The following is a 17,933-nucleotide window of genomic DNA, read 5'->3' as shown; positions in this document are numbered from 1 at the left end:
ATGACAGATATCACTCTAATTCGCTTATCGGGCGTCATGCAGAAGACCGGGTTTAAAAAATCATGGATATATTTCCTGATGAAACAAGGTGAGTTCCCTCAGTCAGTAAAACTTGGCTCTCGCTCTGTCGCATGGGTAGAAAAAGAGGTGAATAACTGGATTCTTGAGAGAATAAATAAACGCGAGGAGGGTCGCGACTAATGATTTTTTATTTTTTTCTGGCGGGCGCTTTGCAGTATAATCCTTTCGCTGCGGCAAAATCCGTAGCCGGAATTGGCGTTCCGAACCCTTTGACGGTATCCAAATACATACACAGAATGTACTTGGGTAATGTTCGTGCACACCTGTTGTCTATGGTAGTCCGGGCAAGGCTTTCGAAAGGAAGGCCGGGATCCGTTAGGGCCGGTACGCCAACCTTGTTCGGGCTACCACCCAATGGGCTTGGCGTCTCTGGGGGTAGCTTAATAAACACCCTAACGGAGGCAGCCCAATGGCTACTACCCTTCACTGTCTGTACCCGCAATACGTTCGTACCCATCCGGGGGTGCGCTATGCTTGACTCTCCCCCACTCACGCTTGAAGAAATTGTCGATCACTGTCATGCACTGGTACGGGCAATGCTCGAAATTACCGACCTGACAACCAAAGAACTGCTGCTGTTTATTCTTGCTGAACGGCTGGATTTGCTGCAACTGATGCTGGATGAAGCACCGCATGCAGAGGAGGCTAACCATGAGTAGGTTTGTTTCCAACATCGTGCGTGCATCACAACACCACTGGGGCAGCATACTGTCTTCGTTAGCCATCCCTATCCCCGGCATCAACAAACATGGCCCTTGCCCGGTCTGCGGAGGTCAAGACCGTTTCCGTTTTGATGATAAAAAAGGGCGAGGAACGTGGTTCTGCAACTATTGCGGCCATGGCGATGGTCTGGATCTGGTCACTCTGGTACGACAATGTGATTTGATTCAGGCCGCCAGAGAAATCTCCCGTTTAACAGACTTAACCCCAACACCGCCCGCCAAAGAAAGAACTGAACCGCTCCCTCACACCGACATCATACAAAGAGTCACCGCCCTGCTGGCAACCTGTACACAGGGAACCAGTGATTACCTGTTGCATAAGAAACTGGCTTATCGGGGATTTTTAATGCCCGCCAACAGCGCTAAAAATATTGGCGGGGTGCATTTTAATGTGGGCAGCATGGTGCTGCCATTGGTAGATTTGAGCGACAAAACTACCGGTGCGCTGTTAATCAACCCTAGGGGAGAAAAACGCTTACTGCCCGGCTCGCGGATTAAATCTTCATTTATCCCCATCACCCATCATGCCCTGTCACAAACAATCATCATTACTGAAGGTTTTGCCACCGGTCTGGTCATATCACGATTTGTCGCCGCTACAGTAGTTGCCGCCATCTCGGCAAACAATCTGACCCATGTTGCCGTGGCATTACGTGAACGTTATCCCGATGCGCAGATTATTCTCGCGGCGGATAACGACGTAACCGACTCTGACAACAATCCCGGCAAGCAACTGGCGGAACTCGCCGCACTCGCAGTCAATGGGCTGGTGACCCTGCCCCCCACCGGCGATAAGGCGGACTGGGATGATTATCGCCAACAGGCCGGAACGGACACCGCCCGTATCGAGTTTTTTCGCCAACTCTACAATCCCAAGGAATGGATATGAAAATGCCGCTCACTTTGATTGACAATGAACCGGTGAAATTTGCCACCAACCTGCCGTTGCGCAAAGGTTCCGACGGTTATAACACCCCGCAGGATTACAATATCAAGGGCCATTTGCCGAGCAATACGCTGGCCAGTATTTATGGCCCCAGCGGCTCATATAAATCCTTTCTGGCTGTCTCATGGGCCTGCCATATCGCCACCGGCAAGCCGTGGGCCTCGCGGCGTGTGACGCAAGGCTCGGTGGTCTATATTGTTGGCGAAGGCGGCATTGGCGTACCACGCCGTATCCGTGCATGGGAAATGGAGTTTAACGGTGGCACACCGATTGAATCGCTATACCGCATTGACTGCCCGGTCTTTCCCGCCAGCCCGGAGAGCGTCGAACAGGTAATTAAAGCCGCTCAGGACGTCACCGCACAAACCGGCTCACCGGTGCGCCTGATTGTGCTGGATACGCTGGCCCGCTGCTTTGGTGGCTCCGACGAGAACGCCGCCAAAGATATGGGTGCGTTTATTCAGGGCTGCGATTTTATCAAGGCAGAAACCGGCGCGACGGTGCTAGTAATCCATCATTCTGGCAAAGATTTGGATAAAGGCGCGCGCGGCTCCAGCGCCTTTCGTGCGGCGTTAGATGTCGAATTCAATGTGCGTCGTGAGGGCGAAGGCGGCGCACTGGTGCTGAGTTGCACCAAAATGAAGGATTCAGAAGAACCCACCACTCGGGCCTATGACCTCTCGCCGCTCAATCTGTATATCGATAACGATGGCGAAGAAGTTAACTCATTGGTGCTGTGTGATCGGGGGCGTGAAGTCAGCGATGAAGGCTCACCCTACGAGGCCGAACTGGCGGGTATTCAGCGCCTGACGGCCAATCATATCGCGCTGTGGCAATCTATCCGCTCCCGTACCGCCAGTGGCGAGGCCTGTACAAAATCGCTGGTGAGAGATGATATGCGCGGCATGGGTTTTGATGTTGCGAAGAAATTTACCCGCTGGCTCGACAAGCTGGAAATTGATGGGTTGATTCATATTGACGGGGAGAATATCTGCCCCAATTCATTAAGCAATACAGCAAGAAACTAACTGGGGGATAAAGTGGGAATCAAGTGGGGGAACATCGAATTTTTAACCAATTTAGCCTCGAATCCCCCACTTCCCACTTACCTATACACACTAAATGGGGGAAAGAGAGCAAACCCGTGTCATGACTGGGCTGAGAGCACCGAGCCAAAACCCAAGTGGGGGAACAAGTGGGGATCAGTTAAGTGGGGGAAATGTGGGGGAAGGATTTAGGCTTGGTACTGGTTTTATCAAAAGTACATAACGATGTTTTGGCTCTCGGCTTTACCTTGACCAGCCAACTAATGGTTAATAACAATATAAATTAGTTACTAACCTTCTATAAGGATCCCAAAAGATAATAATAACTCGGCAAACTTCCGCTACTCAATACATTCCACAAGAACAATTATTAATATTATATATTTTAATAAGGTAACAATCTAACCAGAAGTTAAATGCATGTAAGTTTTTTAATATAACAGTCCTAACAGTGAAATCATCACTTCAATAAATATCTTGCAAGATAATACACCTTAAAAACAATTAGCTAAACCGCTATTTATATTTTTTAGCAGCAAGGTAAAATAATTCTACAACTCAATATTATGAGTCATGACTCAACTCATTGCCGGTTGGGTATAAAGGGTTGCTCTAGAGCTAGCTGCATAGCTTTTAAGAATGAAATTTATTAAGCCTGTAATTTTTACATACGTTTTTCCACCTTTATTTTCATAAAGTTAAACATTACAGCCTCTGCTGTTCACGATTTATTTTTGACTAATTACTTTTTGTGGATACAATAAATATATGGATATAGTATTTGATCCAGTTAAAGACGCTAGTAATAAAAGAAAACATAAGGTCTTTCTGTCAGATGCCAAAGATTTAGACTGGGATACAATGGTCGTAGAAGAAGATATTGATATCGTCTATGGAGAAGAACGATATTTCGGGCTGTCGTATGGTCTAACATATCTTGGTGATAAAATTTATGCTGTTGTTTTCACAGAGATAAATGATGCTGTTTGTCGTATTATCAGCCTACGAAGAGCCACTAACCATGAGGTGCAAAGATATGCCAACTCTTAAGCCTGGTACTATTCTTCCAACCCCAGAGGAAGACAAGGAGATCAGAAAAGCCGTTGCTACCGATCCTGACGCGAAGCTACTTGAAGATCCAAACATCAAGCTAGTTTCTTTTAGTGAGCTGAAGAAAAAGAAAAAAATGGGACGCCCCACAAAGGCAGATCCTAAAATCGATATACATATACGCATGCGCTCTGATGTCGTTGAAAAATTCAAAGCTTCTGGCCCAAAGTGGCAAACCAGAATGAATGAAGCGCTTGCGGACTGGCTAAAGCATCACTCACCAGAAGACATAAAACTCTAGTGGTTACCTGTCGCAGCATCTATAAGATGCTGCGTTGTACTTTTCCCATTCAATTTTATAAGTCCCCCATATTCACAAATAAGGGTGAATTATGCACGCCAAGCTTATAAAACTTGATAAACCTTAATTGATGCTCATTCCGGAGAATCCTTTCCACTGAAATGATAAGGCACCACATACCCATCGCGGCACCTATCCAAATAATCCGCCCACCATTGCACCATGAGTCTTCTTTCATCCATATGTTCGGCTTTGTGGATATAGGCCGCACGGACATTGTTACGTTCCTGATGGCTCATCTGCCGTTCTACTGCATCACGTGACCACATACCTGATTCAACCAAAGCACTACAGGCCATTGTTCTGAAGCCATGACCGCAAACTTCTGTTTTGGTATCGTATCCCATACGGCGTAACGCATTATTAATGGTATTTTCACTCATGGGTCGGTTGGGATGGTGATCACCAGGGAACACCAGATTTTCATCTTGGGTTAATGCCTTAATTTGCTCAAGAACGGCAATAGCTTGCCTGGATAATGGCACCAGATGAGGAGTTTTCATTTTCGAACCACGGTGCGAATACCTAACCTTATCGATAACTTCCCTCTCTGCCGGTAGTGTCCATAAGGCTCTTTCCAAATCGATTTCATCCCATCTGGCAAACCGCAGTTCACTTGAACGAATAAATACCAACAGACATAGCTTTACCGCCATCCGGGTCAATGGCCTGCCACAGTAGTAATCCATGCGTAATAACAATTCAGGGAGACGTTCTAGCGAGAGCGCCGCACGGTGAGTTGCCTTACGGGTAACTAAAGCACCTGCGAGGTCTTGTGCCGGGTTATATTCGATTAAACCGTTCTGGACAGCGTAACGCATCACACAGGTAATCCGTTGTTGCAGTCGTGCAGCCACATCTAATTTTCCCGTCTGCTCAACCACTCTTAAAGGGGCAAGTAGATCACGGATTTTTAGCTCATCGATATTTCGCTGACCAATAGCAGGAAACAAATACATCTCGAAGTAACGCAGAACGCGCTCAGAATGCTGTGCAGACCATTTCTTGTTGCTGGCATGCCAGTCGCGTGCAACCAACTCAAAGGTATGCGTATTTTGTATAATATCTTTTTCTTGCTCACGCTTATTTGTCGGGCTAATGCCTTGCGCGATCAGTGCTTTCGCTTTATCACACTCAGCTCGAGCCTGCCCTAAGCTGATGGCAGGATAACCACCAAAAGCAATGCGGCTTTCCTTTCCATTGATGCGGAATTTAAGGTACCAGAGCTTAGTACCACGAGGTTGTATCTGTAGATAGAGTCCTTGAGCATCAGTGAGTTTATAAGCTTTATCGCGAGGTTTGGCATTTCGAATTGCGGCATCAGTCAGCGCCATTGGGGGTCACATCCATATAGAACCCAGAAAGCGCTCACTATGCTATTGGAGTGTTATAGCTGTCAACGGGTAATAAAGACAAAATTTAAACTGGCTTCCTTATAAAAACATTATATTAATCAATGGCATTACAGAAAACGATAATACCTAATTATCTCTTTACAAAGGACACCCCAAAAATGTCCTTTGTAAAGAGATACCCCCCGATGCTACAACCAACCCCGCTAAGATCTTCACAAAGGCTGATACCACCTATATCTGACGCATATTTGGGGGTCACAAATTTTCCGAACCGAGCTGACCCCCATTTTGACCCCCAGTGATGATGGCTGCTAATGGACGTAGAAATACCAGAATGGAGAAGTGGCAAAAATCACCAGAATGTTACATGCTGTTTTATATAGACTTTTACGGAAGATAATGGACTTTGCTGAACGACAGGCAAAAAAAAGCCACCTTGCGGTGACTTGATTTTCATACTAATGGTGCCGAAGGGTAGCCTCGAAGAGGCTATAATAAAGCCGTCCCGCCAGTGAAATGATGAGTGAGGGAACCCACGCCGTGGGCTGGCGATACGTGCGAAGCGCGGGATTCCACAAGGGTGCGCGCCCGCACCCTTTGGCGATTGGTTCAGCCGAGGCCAAGTGACCAGTAAAATTCTAACAACCGAACCAGAACATCGAACCTATTCACCATCCCCAACTACAATGACCTAATCCCACTAAACACTTGCTGCAAAATGGGCCCCAGCACTTTTAATGTCTCCGGCGACATCATCGTGATATGCGAACAATCAAGATGATATGTCCGCAGTTGCTTCACATATGGCCGCCAGATATCCTCGGGAGTCTCACCCGCGGGTAGGGTTTGGGTGGCAACAAATAACGTGGTTTCACCCTCGTAAACTGGCGTTTTAGCCCCTGATAACAAGCCGACAGAGTCGTCATAATTTGCCTGAATTTGCGCAAACATTTCTCGTTTCTCTTGCTGCTCATCGCCCGCCGCCGCCATAAACAATGCCCGCTCGCGCTCAACTTCCTCCAGCGCCTCCGCCTCAATCGGCGCATTCCAATCCTGGGTTTCCGGCGGATAGGTATCCAACAACCCCAAGAAAGCCACTTCCTCGCCCTGTGCTTGTAATTTTACCGCCATGGCCTGCGCCACTGTGCCGCCCAATGAGTATCCCATTAGGTGATATGGCCCCTGTGGCTGCACCTGACGTAAGGTCGCCAAATGATGGTCACATAAGCTGTCCATATCCCGACTAGTGGCAATGGCCCCATGAGGGCGCGGAGACTGAATTCCCAGCACCGGCCAACTACCCGGCAAATAACGCGGTAACAAACTGAATTGCCAAGCAAAACCAGACGCCGGATGGATACAAAATAGCGGGTTGCCCCTACCACCACGCAACTGCAAGACTTCGCTGAAACCAGCTTTACCCGCGGGTTTATCTGACTGCGGCTGGCTCAATGCGGCTGCCAATGCCGCCACTGTCGAGGCCACCATCACCTGCCCCACCGCGACGGGCTGTTGCAACTCACGGCGCAGGTCAGCCGCCAAGCGCATTGCCAACAAAGAATGGCCGCCCAGCGCGAAGAAATCATCATCCGCACCGACGCTTTCAACTCCCAACAAATGGGCAAATAATCCCGCAATCAGACTTTCCAAACCGGCTTGTGGCGCGCGCCCACTACTGCCCGCCTGATTCACTGGTGCCGGTAATGCCTTGCGATCCAGTTTGCCATTGGCACTCAGCGGGAAAGCACTCAGGCTGACGATAACTACCGGCACCATATGCGCCGGTAAGCGCTCACTAAGCTGGCTGCGCAAAACCTCTAAATCAATATTTTCCGATCCGACAACCGGCACAATATAGCCGACCAACTGGCGGGTATCGGCTCCGGCTAAGGCCCCTTCCGCCCCCGCCAAGGTGCGGGCATGCACCACCGCTTGCTGGACTGAAGGAAACTCCAATAGCGCAGATTCAATCTCACCTAATTCAATGCGTTGCCCACGAATTTTCAATTGATCGTCACTGCGCCCCAAATATTCTACTGTGCCATCCGGCAGCCAGCGGGCGATATCACCGGTGCGGTACATCCGCTGTCCACGGTCATAAGGATCAGCAACAAATCGGCTGGCAGTCAGATCTGGGCGGGCATGGTAACCCTGCGCCAGTTGTACGCCACACAAATAGAGATCGCCCGAAATGCCGACCGGGGCTTGCCGCAGCATAGTGTCGAGAATACGCAGTTGGGTATTCCACACCGGCTTGCCGATGGGCACACTGCTGCCAGTCACTCGCGCCAAAGCATCACCATAGGCGGGTTGATAAGTGACATCCACCGCCGCTTCGGTTGGGCCATATAAATTATGCAATGGAGCAGCAAAAATCTGTTGGTATAGCTCCGATAGCTCGCGTGACAATGCTTCGCCACTGCAAAATACTCGGCGTAAGCTCTGGCAAGGCTGCTGCTGCCCATGCATCGCACTGACAAAAGCGGCCAGCATTGAGGGCACAAAGTGAGCGGTCGTGACGCCATAATCCTCAATCAAGCTACGCAGTAGCTCGGGGTCACGATGAGCTTCTGGCGGCGCCATGACCAATCTTGCCCCGGTTATCATCGGCCAGAAAAACTCCCACACCGAGACATCAAAACTGCACGGCGTTTTCTGTAATACCACGTCATCAGCGCCCAGCGGATACTCATTTTGCATCCATAACAGGCGGTTAACGATAGCCCCATGTGTGACTACCACACCTTTTGGCCGCCCAGTCGAGCCGGAGGTGTAAATCAAATAAGCCGGATGGTTTGGCGTTATCTGGATGGCGGGCAACAGCGCCGGTTTATCCTGCGTGGGCAGTTGATCCAGCAGCAACAGCGGGGCCTGGCCGGTAAAGCGCTCAGCCAAAGAGCTGACCGTAATAAGGAGACGTGGATCGGCATCACTGATCATGTAAGCCAGGCGATCATCAGGATAACCAGTATCCAGCGGCAAATAAGCAGCGCCTGCGGCCAAAATAGCCATCAAGGCCAAACTGAGATTCACCGAGCGCGGCAGCGCCACAGCAACCCGGTCACCGGGCAGCACGCCCTGTTGACGTAGATGGGCAGCCAGCGATTGAACCCGCTGATTAACTTGCTGATAAGTGAGTGTTTCATCAGCATCCAATAAGGCGATAGCCTGTGGTGTTAGCTGCGACTGTTGGTTTAGCAAATCACATAGTGTCAGCGCAGGTAGGGCGATGGCAGTGTCATTGGCGGCTGCCAACAGCGCTTTTTCATCGGCAGTCAGCAAATTCAGGGCGGATAACGGCAATTCGGGCTGCCAGACCAAATATTCCAGCAACATCACCAAGCGCTGGGCCAATCGTTGCGGATCGCCGACCGCATCACGGTATTCCAGTTGCAGATGCAGCTTCTCGCCCGGCAACACCAATAAAGTCAGTGGGTAATGGGTATAACCGCGATTATTCAGTGCATTACACCGCAAACCCTTGAAAGATTGCTGATGTAATTGATTGTTTTCCGGGTAGTTTTCAACCACCAGCAAGGTATCAAATAATGTATTCGCCCCGGCCAGACGCTGGATCTCCCCCAACCCCAGACCATCGTGCTCCAGTAGTTGGATCTGCTGCTGCTGCAACGCGGTCAACTGTGCTAACAGTGGCAATTGCGGCTGCAATTTCACCCGCACCGGGAGGGTGTTACTGAACAGCCCGACGTGCTGTTCGATACCGTCGATTTCACTAAAACGGCCAGAAACCGGTGAGCCGAATACCACATCATCACGGCCACTAAGCACGCCCAATAAGGTGGCCCAAACCCCTTGCAGTAGAGTATTGAGCGTGATGCCATCGCGCCGTTGCAACTCGGTCAGTGCCGTTTCCAGTTTGCTGTCCAGCGCGATAGTCCATTCGCGTACCGGGCTGGCGGCATTGGTTTCAGGATATAGAATCGTTGGCGTGACACCGCGAACAGCCTGCTGCCAGGCCAAACGGTCTGATTGCAGGTCGCGCGACGTCATGCGGCGAATCAAATCACCATAACTGACACTCAGCGGCGCTAATTCCGGCTTATTGCCGTAGAGATGCAGCAAGTCATGCAGCAAAATTGCCGATGACCAGCCATCTCCCACCAAATGGTGCGCGATGATGATCAACGAATAGCGCTCGGCGCTGTAGCGGATCAAGGTGGCAATCAGTAAAGGTTTTAATGTCCCCGCCGTCTCACTCACCAGATCCCGTGCCAGCCCTTCGCGCTCCAATTGCTGGGTTTTGGCAGTTTGCTGATCCGGTGTCAATGCGCTCAAGTCATATTGCTGCCATGGCCAGCGACGGGCGCTATCTTGAATCTGCGGTAGAATTTGTAATGATTCACTGTGCAACTCACTGTCAAAAATAGCCCCCAGTTGCGGGTAGCGCCGCAGTAGGTTTTCCAGTGCATCACGCAAGCACTCAATGTCTAATGCACCTTGAAGGTCAAAACGGCTGATCGCATTGTAATTGTTAGCTTCTTGCCCTAACTGAGCATGGAACAGTAAACCTTGTTGGAGCGGCAATACCGGGAGAATATCGGCGATTGGGCCATATTTTTCGCCAGCCGCCTGCCACAGTGTTTCGGGTAAGGATGCCGTGGGTGCCGCTTCGGGCGAACTCATTAAGGGTTGTAAAGCCAGCGCCATTTTAACCGGTGTGCGCAGAGCAAAAATCTCGCGCGGAGCCAAGCGGAAACCGGCGCGACGCAAAGTGCTCCCCAGCGCCATAGCGGAAATACTGTCGCCCCCGAGTTGGAAGAAATCATCTTCCGCACCAATATTGCCCAAACGCAGCAAGTGGGCGATGGCATCACACAACAGCTTTTCCGGCGGGGTTTGTGGTGCCCGGCTGGTGAACTGTTGCCGATGTTGTGGGGCGGGCAGCGCTTGCCTGTCAATCTTGCCGTTTACCGTCAGCGGCATTTCATCCAACACCATCAGGATCGCGGGCACCATATAATCTGGCAAGCTCGCGGCCAATTGATCCATTAGCCGGGCATTAAGATCTTTACTCTGGCGCAGTTGCGCATCGGGTACCACGCAGTAGCCAATAAGCCGATGGGTCGCGCCGACCGCTTCGGCGATAACCACTGCGCTACTGACTGCCGGCAAGACCACTAGCGCGTTTTCGACTTCGCCCAGCTCAACCCGGAAACCGCGCACTTTTATCTGGTGGTCGGTGCGCCCGACAAAATCCAACTGCCCCTCTGCCGTCCAGCGCATCAAGTCGCCGCTGCGATACATCACTTCGCCGTGACGGAAAGGGTTGGCCACAAAACGCGCCGCGGTTAAATCAGGCCGGTTCAGATAACCACGAGCCAACCCTTTACCGGCAATATATAACTCCCCCACCGCACCTATTGGCACTTTGGCGAGTTGACTATCCAGCAAATAGACTTCGGTATTCGCCACCGGGCGGCCAATAACCGGTTGCGTCGCCACCTGGATATTCGCGCCGAGGGTATCTATGGTGTATTCCGACGGGCCGTAGAAGTTAACCACGTTCAGTTCAGGATGCTGTTTCAGCCGCTCCCACAAACGCGGTGTGGCGGCTTCACCGCCAATCATAATAAAGGCGGGCTGGTGATGCCCAACCTCCAGTAAACCGCTATCGATCATTTGCGTAAAGAATGACGGGGTAATGTCCATGGTGTCGATTGGCGTCTGATCCATCATCTGCACCAATGCATAAGCATCACGGCGTATTTCTTCATCAAAAATGACCATCTCGCAGCCCATCATCATCCAGAACAGCGGTTCCCAAGAGGAATCGAAAGAGAATGATGCGGTATGCCCCGCGCGCATTCGGCGGGTATTATGCTGCTTAAATTCCGCCATCGCCGGGCCATACAGGTACGTGCGGTGCGCCACGAGCAAATTGACTAACCCGCCATGGGTGCTCATGACCCCTTTAGGTCGGCCAGTCGAACCCGAGGTATAAATCATGTATGCCAGATGTTCACCGTGCAGGGAATGCTGGCGCTCTGCATCAGTAATGGGCCGAACAGAGAAAACCGTGCATTCCTGCTGGAAGCGCGATTCATTCAGGCAAACTATTTCCATCTCGCCGGTGATAGCCAGTGAAGATAACAAACTTTCAGTCGATTGATGGGCTAGGAGTAAGCGCGGTCTGGCGTCCTCGCACATTTTGGCGAGCCGCTCCATCGGGTAATCCAGATCAAGCGGCATGTAAGCTGCTCCACTGGCCAGAGTCCCCAAGATGGCGACCAGCGAATCCACAGTTCGCGGAATACCAATCGCGACCACATCATCAGCCTGAATTCCTCTGGCGATCAATGCTCGCCCTAGTTGGGCCACACGGTCAGAAAGCTGGCGATAAGTCAGACTTTGCTTGCCACAGCTCACCGCAATAGCATCCGGTTGCGCACTCACTTGCTGCTGGAAAATATCCAGCACCGACACCACCCCAGCAGGCAGACTTAATTGCGGGCCTTTAGCCCAACTATCAATGCGTTGCAGCTCCTGCTGTGGCGTCAATATGAGGTCGCCTACCGTGATTTCGGCTTGGGTCGCCAATTGCTGCAACAAGAATTGTATCCGCTCACCATGCTGATGTAAGCAGGCGAGGTCATAGCGCTGCGCATTTGCCAGCATTTCCAAGGTCAACTGGCCGTTATCAAGGTAGAGATCAAACTCGACATCATCGACCGGGCCGGAGGCCAAGGTGTGGGTAACGCCGGTTATTTCCCCCAAATTCAGGGCGAAATCGAACATTTTAAAATTCAGTACCGGGCCATATAGCGCCCGCTGGGAGCCGACCATCCCCAAATCACGCCGTAATTGTTCCGCTTCATAGCGCTGATGTTGACGCACCGTTTTCAGCTCGCACGCCACTGCGCGCGCCACATCAACAATCTGCATTTCGCGCCGTAACGTTATCTGCAATGGCAACACATTCACCACTGGCCCGGTGGCGGTCAAGGCGGCTGATCCCATGCGGCGCATAAACGGGCACCCTACCGACAAGCGCATTTCGCCGCTTATACGGGCGAAATAAATCAGCAACAGCGCCATTGCCATATCGGCAGCGCTCAGGCGCTGTGCTGCGCCCCCTGCCAGTAAACGGCCAAACGAGTCAGAGTCGATATTAATCCGCTGACGCAATACGCGATTATCCGTTTGCTCTGCCCGGGCGGGCGAGTTCAGGGGGGAGAGTATGTGTGCGGCGGGTAAATCCGCAGTATGTTGTTGCCAAAATTGCTTATCGCGCAGCTCGGTTTCTGACCCCGCATACGCCAAATATTCACTGACCACATCGCTAAACGGGGTAAAAGGGGATTCCCCAATAGATTTCCCTTGCAATAATGCAGTGTAAATATCGGCAATACGGCGGGTAATTGCGGTGAAACTGAAGCCATCAAGCAACAAATGATGATAACGCTGATACCAAAGCCATAGCGGCTTGCCATTTTCATCAGGAACACGAATAACCCAGTGTCGATACAGTGGCTCCTCGCCATCTAACTGTATCGGAGCCTCAGTATCCTCCCACATCAATGTCAGTGCGGCCTGTCGCCCATCGGCGCGAGCACTGAAATCCAACCACTCCAGCTTAGGCATGTCAGCCGCCTGGCGCTGTATGGGAATGCGCTGCATCGGGCCATCGTCGCCATCAACAAAACGCGCATGAAGCGTATCGGCCTCCGCCAACCCTTGGCTAACGGCACGGCTAAAGAGTTCCCTCTCCAGCGGCCCCGCCAGTTCAATATAATGGGCCACGGTAAACATGTTCTTTTGCTGACTTAACTGATCAGCAAACCAGATTCCGGGCTGGGCCGCCACCAAGGGCAGCTCGACAGCAGCAACAAGGGAGATTGAATCCTCTGACACGATGGGTATTCCTTTTTTTGGCAACACAGGATTTATTGCAGCAGGTGGAGCCGCGATAATCCGATAATTCCTTTAGCCCACGGCCCGCGTTATTGCAGGCCAGCCTCTGCACGAATCAAACTGGCCGGGCGCATGTCGGCCCAATTAACCTCAAGATATTTCACACAATCTGCCCGGCTTTGCGGCCCATGAACAATTTCCCATCCTGCCGGAATCGCCGTAATTTGGGGCCACAAGCTGTATTGCTGCTGCTCATTGATCAGCACAAAAAAAGGCAGATCTTCGTTATCAAACGGGTTGGTGGGTGTTTCTGTTTCATTGTTCATGGCGTAAATGTTCATGGCGTAAATATCCTTATTTTGAATCTGAGGAACCTAATAAAAAGTGCAATCCATCAATCAAGCCGCCACGCCAGCACAAGGAATCGTGGCCCCCTGAATAAACTCGGTAATGCAGCCGATGCCCAGCCTGCCGCAGTGCTTCACTCATGGCCTCATTAACTTGATAAATCACATCTTCGCGACGGCCCGCTTCCATAAAAATATCCAATGGATGGTCAGCGCCCACACCTTGATAAACCTGCTCTGTCAGCCAGCCCTGCCGCTCGGCAGTTCCGGCGGTTAGTGCTTTGAAATTGTCGACATCTGGCCACCAAAAGGAACCTGACTGACTCAGCACACAACCAAAACGCTGCGGCCAATGTAACCCGGCATACAGCGAAGCTAGCCCGCCAAAACTCTGTCCGGCGACTAGAGTGCGAGAGGCTTTGTCAGTGAAAGGTTGCAACAAGGCCACTTGTGGCAGTAACTCCGTTTGCAGCGCTTGCCAGAAATCCTGATTGCAGGGCAATTCCACTGCGCGATGAGGTTGGTCGATAATGTCGATCAAGATATACACACTGGCAGGTAGGCGTCCGGCTTCAGTTTCTCTGTCCAGCACACCAAAAATCGATTGCCCATGCGCCCAATATTGACCATCGAGTAAAATAACCAGCGGCCGCTCAGCTTTATCTTCGGCACCGAGTGTGTGGTAAATCCACACATTACGGCTATTACCGAGCAACTTGCTATTCCAGCTAATCAGTTGCAGCCGTTTTGGGTCTGTTGGGAGTTTTTGGCCCGCATCAATGGGCTGCCAGGCCGTCTGGGGCAAAGCATCGGCTAAATGCACCGCCGAAAGTGGTTTCCCGCGATAGCTGTAATGGGGAGCGGTAGGGTTAAACGGATCGTTTTCAGCGAGATCCATCAATGAGAGCCACCAATTGCGCTGCGCTTGACGGCGCTCTTGTGGTGTCCCCTCCGGTAAATTCAAACAGTGTTCTTCAACAACAGGAATAAAGCTGTAGCTGCCCCGGAAGTCAGATTCCACTTCAGCCTGCCAATACCAAACATTGCTCTGGCCCAGGCGCTGTAGCGTTTCAGGATTGGGGCTGTGGTGATCAGTCACGCCGTTAACATCAATATAGACACGGCTATAAACAGCGCTCCCCGCCTTGGCGGGCGGCTCCCGCCAGAGGAATGTCAATTTCACCTTGCCAGCAGTAACCGGCTCCACCAGCGGTGTTCCCCGCAGTGCAATCTGCTGCCACCATGACTCACTGCCAGCCAGAGGGTCTGCTAACAAACTCTGGCTATCAATCTGTTCATTTGTCGTGCTCACACCCAATCCTTTTGATTTCATTGCCCAAGTTTCTATTCACTACACATCAAGACACCACACATCAAGCCAATGTATGTCCACAAGCAACCAAATTAAATATATTTGTGTTTATTGTGTGAATACAAATAATATTGAGAACCATTAGTATTTGCAATACCATATGCATGTTCATTCTTGAGTACCCCTTTATTCCCGCAATATGAGTAAGGGCGTTCTGCGGTGCCGAGAAGGAATTGAATGGGCAGAAAGTTTTCTTATCGCCATACCGGTTAATAAATAAACCCAATAGATTTCAAGATGTAGGAAGGCGGTAAAGGAGATAATCCCAATGAGCTTACACAAGTAAGTGATTCGGGTTATTGAGTGCAACCAACACCTGCAGTTTGCAAGATGAAAGGTATAAGGCCGGATGGGCTCCAGCACGTTTTATTATTGTGTTTCTAGGTAGGGATAAATCATGTTTGATATTTCAGGCAAGAAGATGCCAGGGAAATTGCTATTCCGGGCAAGCTACGCATCAAAAACCTTATTAACCTCTGCACTTATATTAATACCGGCTCTACAGGCTTTCGCGGCAACCACCGCGAAAGAAGCAACGGCGACAAAAGAAGATAAATTAGTGGTGGTTGCCAAAGCAGGTAGCGGGCAACAAGATGATGGTTTCGTTGCTAAAAATAGTTCAACCGGCACTAAAACCGATACCCCGCTTATCCGTACTCCACAATCCATTTCCGTGATTACCAGCCAGCAAATGCAGGAGCAAGGTGCAACTTCCGTGGCACAAGCATTGCGTTATACCGCCGGTGTCGTACCGGAATATCGCGGTGGTTCCAATATGAATGATGAAGTTATCATTCGTGGCTTCGGCTACGCACCGCGTTTTCTGGATGGATTAAGCTACAACTCTCTGGGTGGCGCACGGCGCGGCGGCCAGATTGACCCATGGTTATTGGAGCGAGTTGAAGTGGTTCGTGGCCCGGCCTCAGTGCTGTATGGCCAAGTCAACCCAGGCGGCCTGATCAATATGGTCAGCAAACGCCCGACAGCCGAAAGTATTCATAAAGTGCAGGTCGGGGCTGGTAATAATAGCCGGGCAGAAGCCGCCTTTGATTTTGGCGGTGTGTTAGATGATGAGGGTAAAGTTCTCTATCGCCTTAATGGGATTGGCAGGACACAGGATGATGCAGTTAATACCTATAAGCAGGAGCGTTTTGCTATCGCCCCAGCAATAACTTTCATCCCGAACGAAGACACCACTTTTACCTTGCTGACCAGCTATCAGAAAGAACCTAAGGCCGGCTCGCGTAACTTCTTACCGGCAATTGGCACGGTGTTTGGTACCCCCTACGGCAAAATACCTTACGATTTTAACGTCAGTGACCCGTCATTTGATCAATCTGAACGCGAGCAAACTTCCGTCGGATATGCCCTTGAACATTACATCAATGACACCTTTAAATTCCGCCAAAATCTGCGTTACAGCCACAACAAGCAAGATTACAAATATCTGGTCTTTATGGATTTACTGGCAGATAACCGCACAATGACCCGTCGCCCGCAAATCGAACGGCAGAACACCGGTGAGTTTGCGGTCGACAACCAGTTACAAGCCGACTTCTGGACTGGACAGTTAAATCACACAGTGCTGACCGGGTTAGATTATAAACGCACCCGTATTGATAGCCGGTTCTATATGGGTAAAGTGCTGCCAGCCTACAATTTGGATTGGGTATCCCCCTCTTATGGCCTGAATATCAAGGACAGTGACCTGTCGCTCAATAGCAGTGATTTGACCAAACTCGATCAGGTCGGGGTTTATTTACAAGACCAAATTGAGCTGGATAAGTGGAATTTCCTGCTGTCGGGGCGCTATGACTGGTCACAGTTAAAAACCATGAACCGTAAAAGCGTCACGCAAGATCAACAAGACGATAAAGCATTTACTGGCCGTGGCGGTGTGTTGTATGCCTTTGATTCGGGTATCTCGCCCTATATCAGCTACAGCACCTCATTTGAACCTAGCACTGCCAAAGGCGCTCCTGGTACGGGTGCACTAGACCCCGTAACAGCACGTCAGGTCGAGTTAGGCATTAAATACCAGCCTCCGGGCAGTAGTACCCTACTGACCACCGCACTGTATGATTTACGTCAGAAAAATATCAGCCAATACGACTCAGTGCTGGCCTACAGTGTTCCCATTGGTGAAGTTCAGTCTCAGGGGATAGAAACACAATTAAACAGTGAAATTAACGACAATATCAACCTGATCGCCGCTTATACCTACACGAAAGGCAAAGTGCGTGAAACCAAAAATGCCGCTGAACTAGGCAAAATGCCATCACGAACACCCAATCATTCGGCCTCATTATGGGGAATGTATAGCTTTGATAAAGGTGTGGTGGACGGCTTGTCTACTGGCGTCGGTGTGCGGTATATCGGCACCAGTTGGGGCGATGGAAAAAACAGCTTTAAAGTCCCGGCGGTAACACTATATGACTGGATGATGCGCTATGAACTGGGGCAAGCACTGCCCGCGATGAAAGGCACCAGTTTGCAGGTTAACGTCAACAACATATTCAACAAAGAATATGTGGCCAGTTGCGCACAAATGGCGGCCTGTTTCTATGGCAGTGGTCGTGTCGCTACCGCAACCGTCAGTTATTCTTGGTAAGTTTTTATTTTCAACCGCGCCGGTGGCCCATACTGGCGCGTTTTTTTATCCTAATGCGGTTTTTTTATCCTAATGGGATAAGAATTGCTTAAAGAAAAGTAAATTTTCGCCCTCTTCCTGCTGTAATTTTAACAATAAATTGAACAAATTCAGCCGAATAACATTTCAGA

General features: G+C 50.5%; 11 protein-coding genes and 1 pseudogene. 8 read left to right on the top strand and 4 right to left on the bottom strand.

What is annotated here, in order from left to right; translation table 11 throughout:
• The 7 genes and pseudogenes from OVO64_RS13980 to OVO64_RS13950 all read left to right on the top strand — a co-directional run bounded on the left by OVO64_RS13980 (position 1) and on the right by OVO64_RS13950 (position 4,146).
• Complete coding sequence (locus OVO64_RS13980) at positions 1 to 201, top strand: helix-turn-helix transcriptional regulator (protein ID WP_145509747.1); 201 nt, start codon at positions 1 to 3, stop codon at positions 199 to 201.
• A pseudogene (locus OVO64_RS13975) lies at positions 201 to 470 on the top strand (ash family protein); the annotation flags it as partial. The gene OVO64_RS13980 and the pseudogene OVO64_RS13975, both read left to right, overlap by 1 nt.
• 81 nt (positions 471 to 551) lie before the next feature.
• Positions 552 to 740, top strand: coding sequence for a hypothetical protein (locus tag OVO64_RS13970; RefSeq protein ID WP_050120003.1), 189 nt, complete (start codon positions 552 to 554; stop codon positions 738 to 740).
• On the top strand, positions 733 to 1,692 hold the full coding sequence (locus OVO64_RS13965; protein ID WP_145509745.1) for a primase-helicase zinc-binding domain-containing protein: 960 nt from the start codon (positions 733 to 735) through the stop codon (positions 1,690 to 1,692). The genes OVO64_RS13970 and OVO64_RS13965 overlap by 8 nt, the downstream gene beginning before the upstream one ends.
• Positions 1,689 to 2,777, top strand: a complete 1,089-nt coding sequence (locus OVO64_RS13960; RefSeq protein WP_145509744.1) for a helicase RepA family protein — start codon at positions 1,689 to 1,691, stop codon at positions 2,775 to 2,777. The genes OVO64_RS13965 and OVO64_RS13960 overlap by 4 nt, the downstream gene beginning before the upstream one ends.
• A gap of 786 nt (positions 2,778 to 3,563) precedes the next feature.
• Positions 3,564 to 3,845: a BrnT family toxin gene (locus OVO64_RS13955; protein ID WP_145585953.1), complete on the top strand. Its 282-nt coding sequence runs from the start codon at positions 3,564 to 3,566 to the stop codon at positions 3,843 to 3,845.
• Entirely contained in the window at positions 3,832 to 4,146 is a 315-nt protein-coding gene (locus tag OVO64_RS13950) for a BrnA antitoxin family protein (RefSeq protein WP_005175269.1), read from the top strand. The genes OVO64_RS13955 and OVO64_RS13950 overlap by 14 nt, the downstream gene beginning before the upstream one ends.
• Positions 4,147 to 4,280: 134 nt before the next feature.
• On the opposite strand, the gene OVO64_RS13945 is transcribed toward OVO64_RS13950, so the two are convergent.
• The 4 genes from OVO64_RS13945 to fes all read right to left on the bottom strand — a co-directional run bounded on the left by OVO64_RS13945 (position 4,281) and on the right by fes (position 15,092).
• Entirely contained in the window at positions 4,281 to 5,540 is a 1,260-nt protein-coding gene (locus OVO64_RS13945) for a tyrosine-type recombinase/integrase (RefSeq protein ID WP_145585952.1), read from the bottom strand.
• Between the two features lie 702 nt (positions 5,541 to 6,242).
• Positions 6,243 to 13,433, bottom strand: a complete 7,191-nt coding sequence (locus tag OVO64_RS13940; protein WP_267248840.1) for a non-ribosomal peptide synthetase — start codon at positions 13,431 to 13,433, stop codon at positions 6,243 to 6,245.
• Positions 13,434 to 13,522: 89 nt separating this feature from the next.
• Positions 13,523 to 13,774: an MbtH family protein gene (locus OVO64_RS13935; protein ID WP_042562481.1), complete on the bottom strand. Its 252-nt coding sequence runs from the start codon at positions 13,772 to 13,774 to the stop codon at positions 13,523 to 13,525.
• 13 nt (positions 13,775 to 13,787) lie between these two features.
• Positions 13,788 to 15,092, bottom strand: coding sequence for an enterochelin esterase (fes, locus tag OVO64_RS13930; protein ID WP_145510251.1), 1,305 nt, complete (start codon positions 15,090 to 15,092; stop codon positions 13,788 to 13,790).
• A 457-nt stretch (positions 15,093 to 15,549) separates the two neighbouring features.
• Between fes and OVO64_RS13925 the strand changes: the two genes are divergently transcribed.
• Positions 15,550 to 17,763, top strand: a complete 2,214-nt coding sequence (locus tag OVO64_RS13925; RefSeq protein WP_267248839.1) for a TonB-dependent siderophore receptor — start codon at positions 15,550 to 15,552, stop codon at positions 17,761 to 17,763.
• The last annotated feature ends 170 nt before the right edge of the window (positions 17,764 to 17,933 follow it).

The organism is Yersinia sp. Marseille-Q5920 (assembly GCF_946902935.1).
GTDB lineage: Bacteria > Pseudomonadota > Gammaproteobacteria > Enterobacterales > Enterobacteriaceae > Yersinia > Yersinia rochesterensis.
Note: the sequence above shows the minus strand (reverse complement) of the source record. Positions and strands in the feature narration are given on the sequence as shown.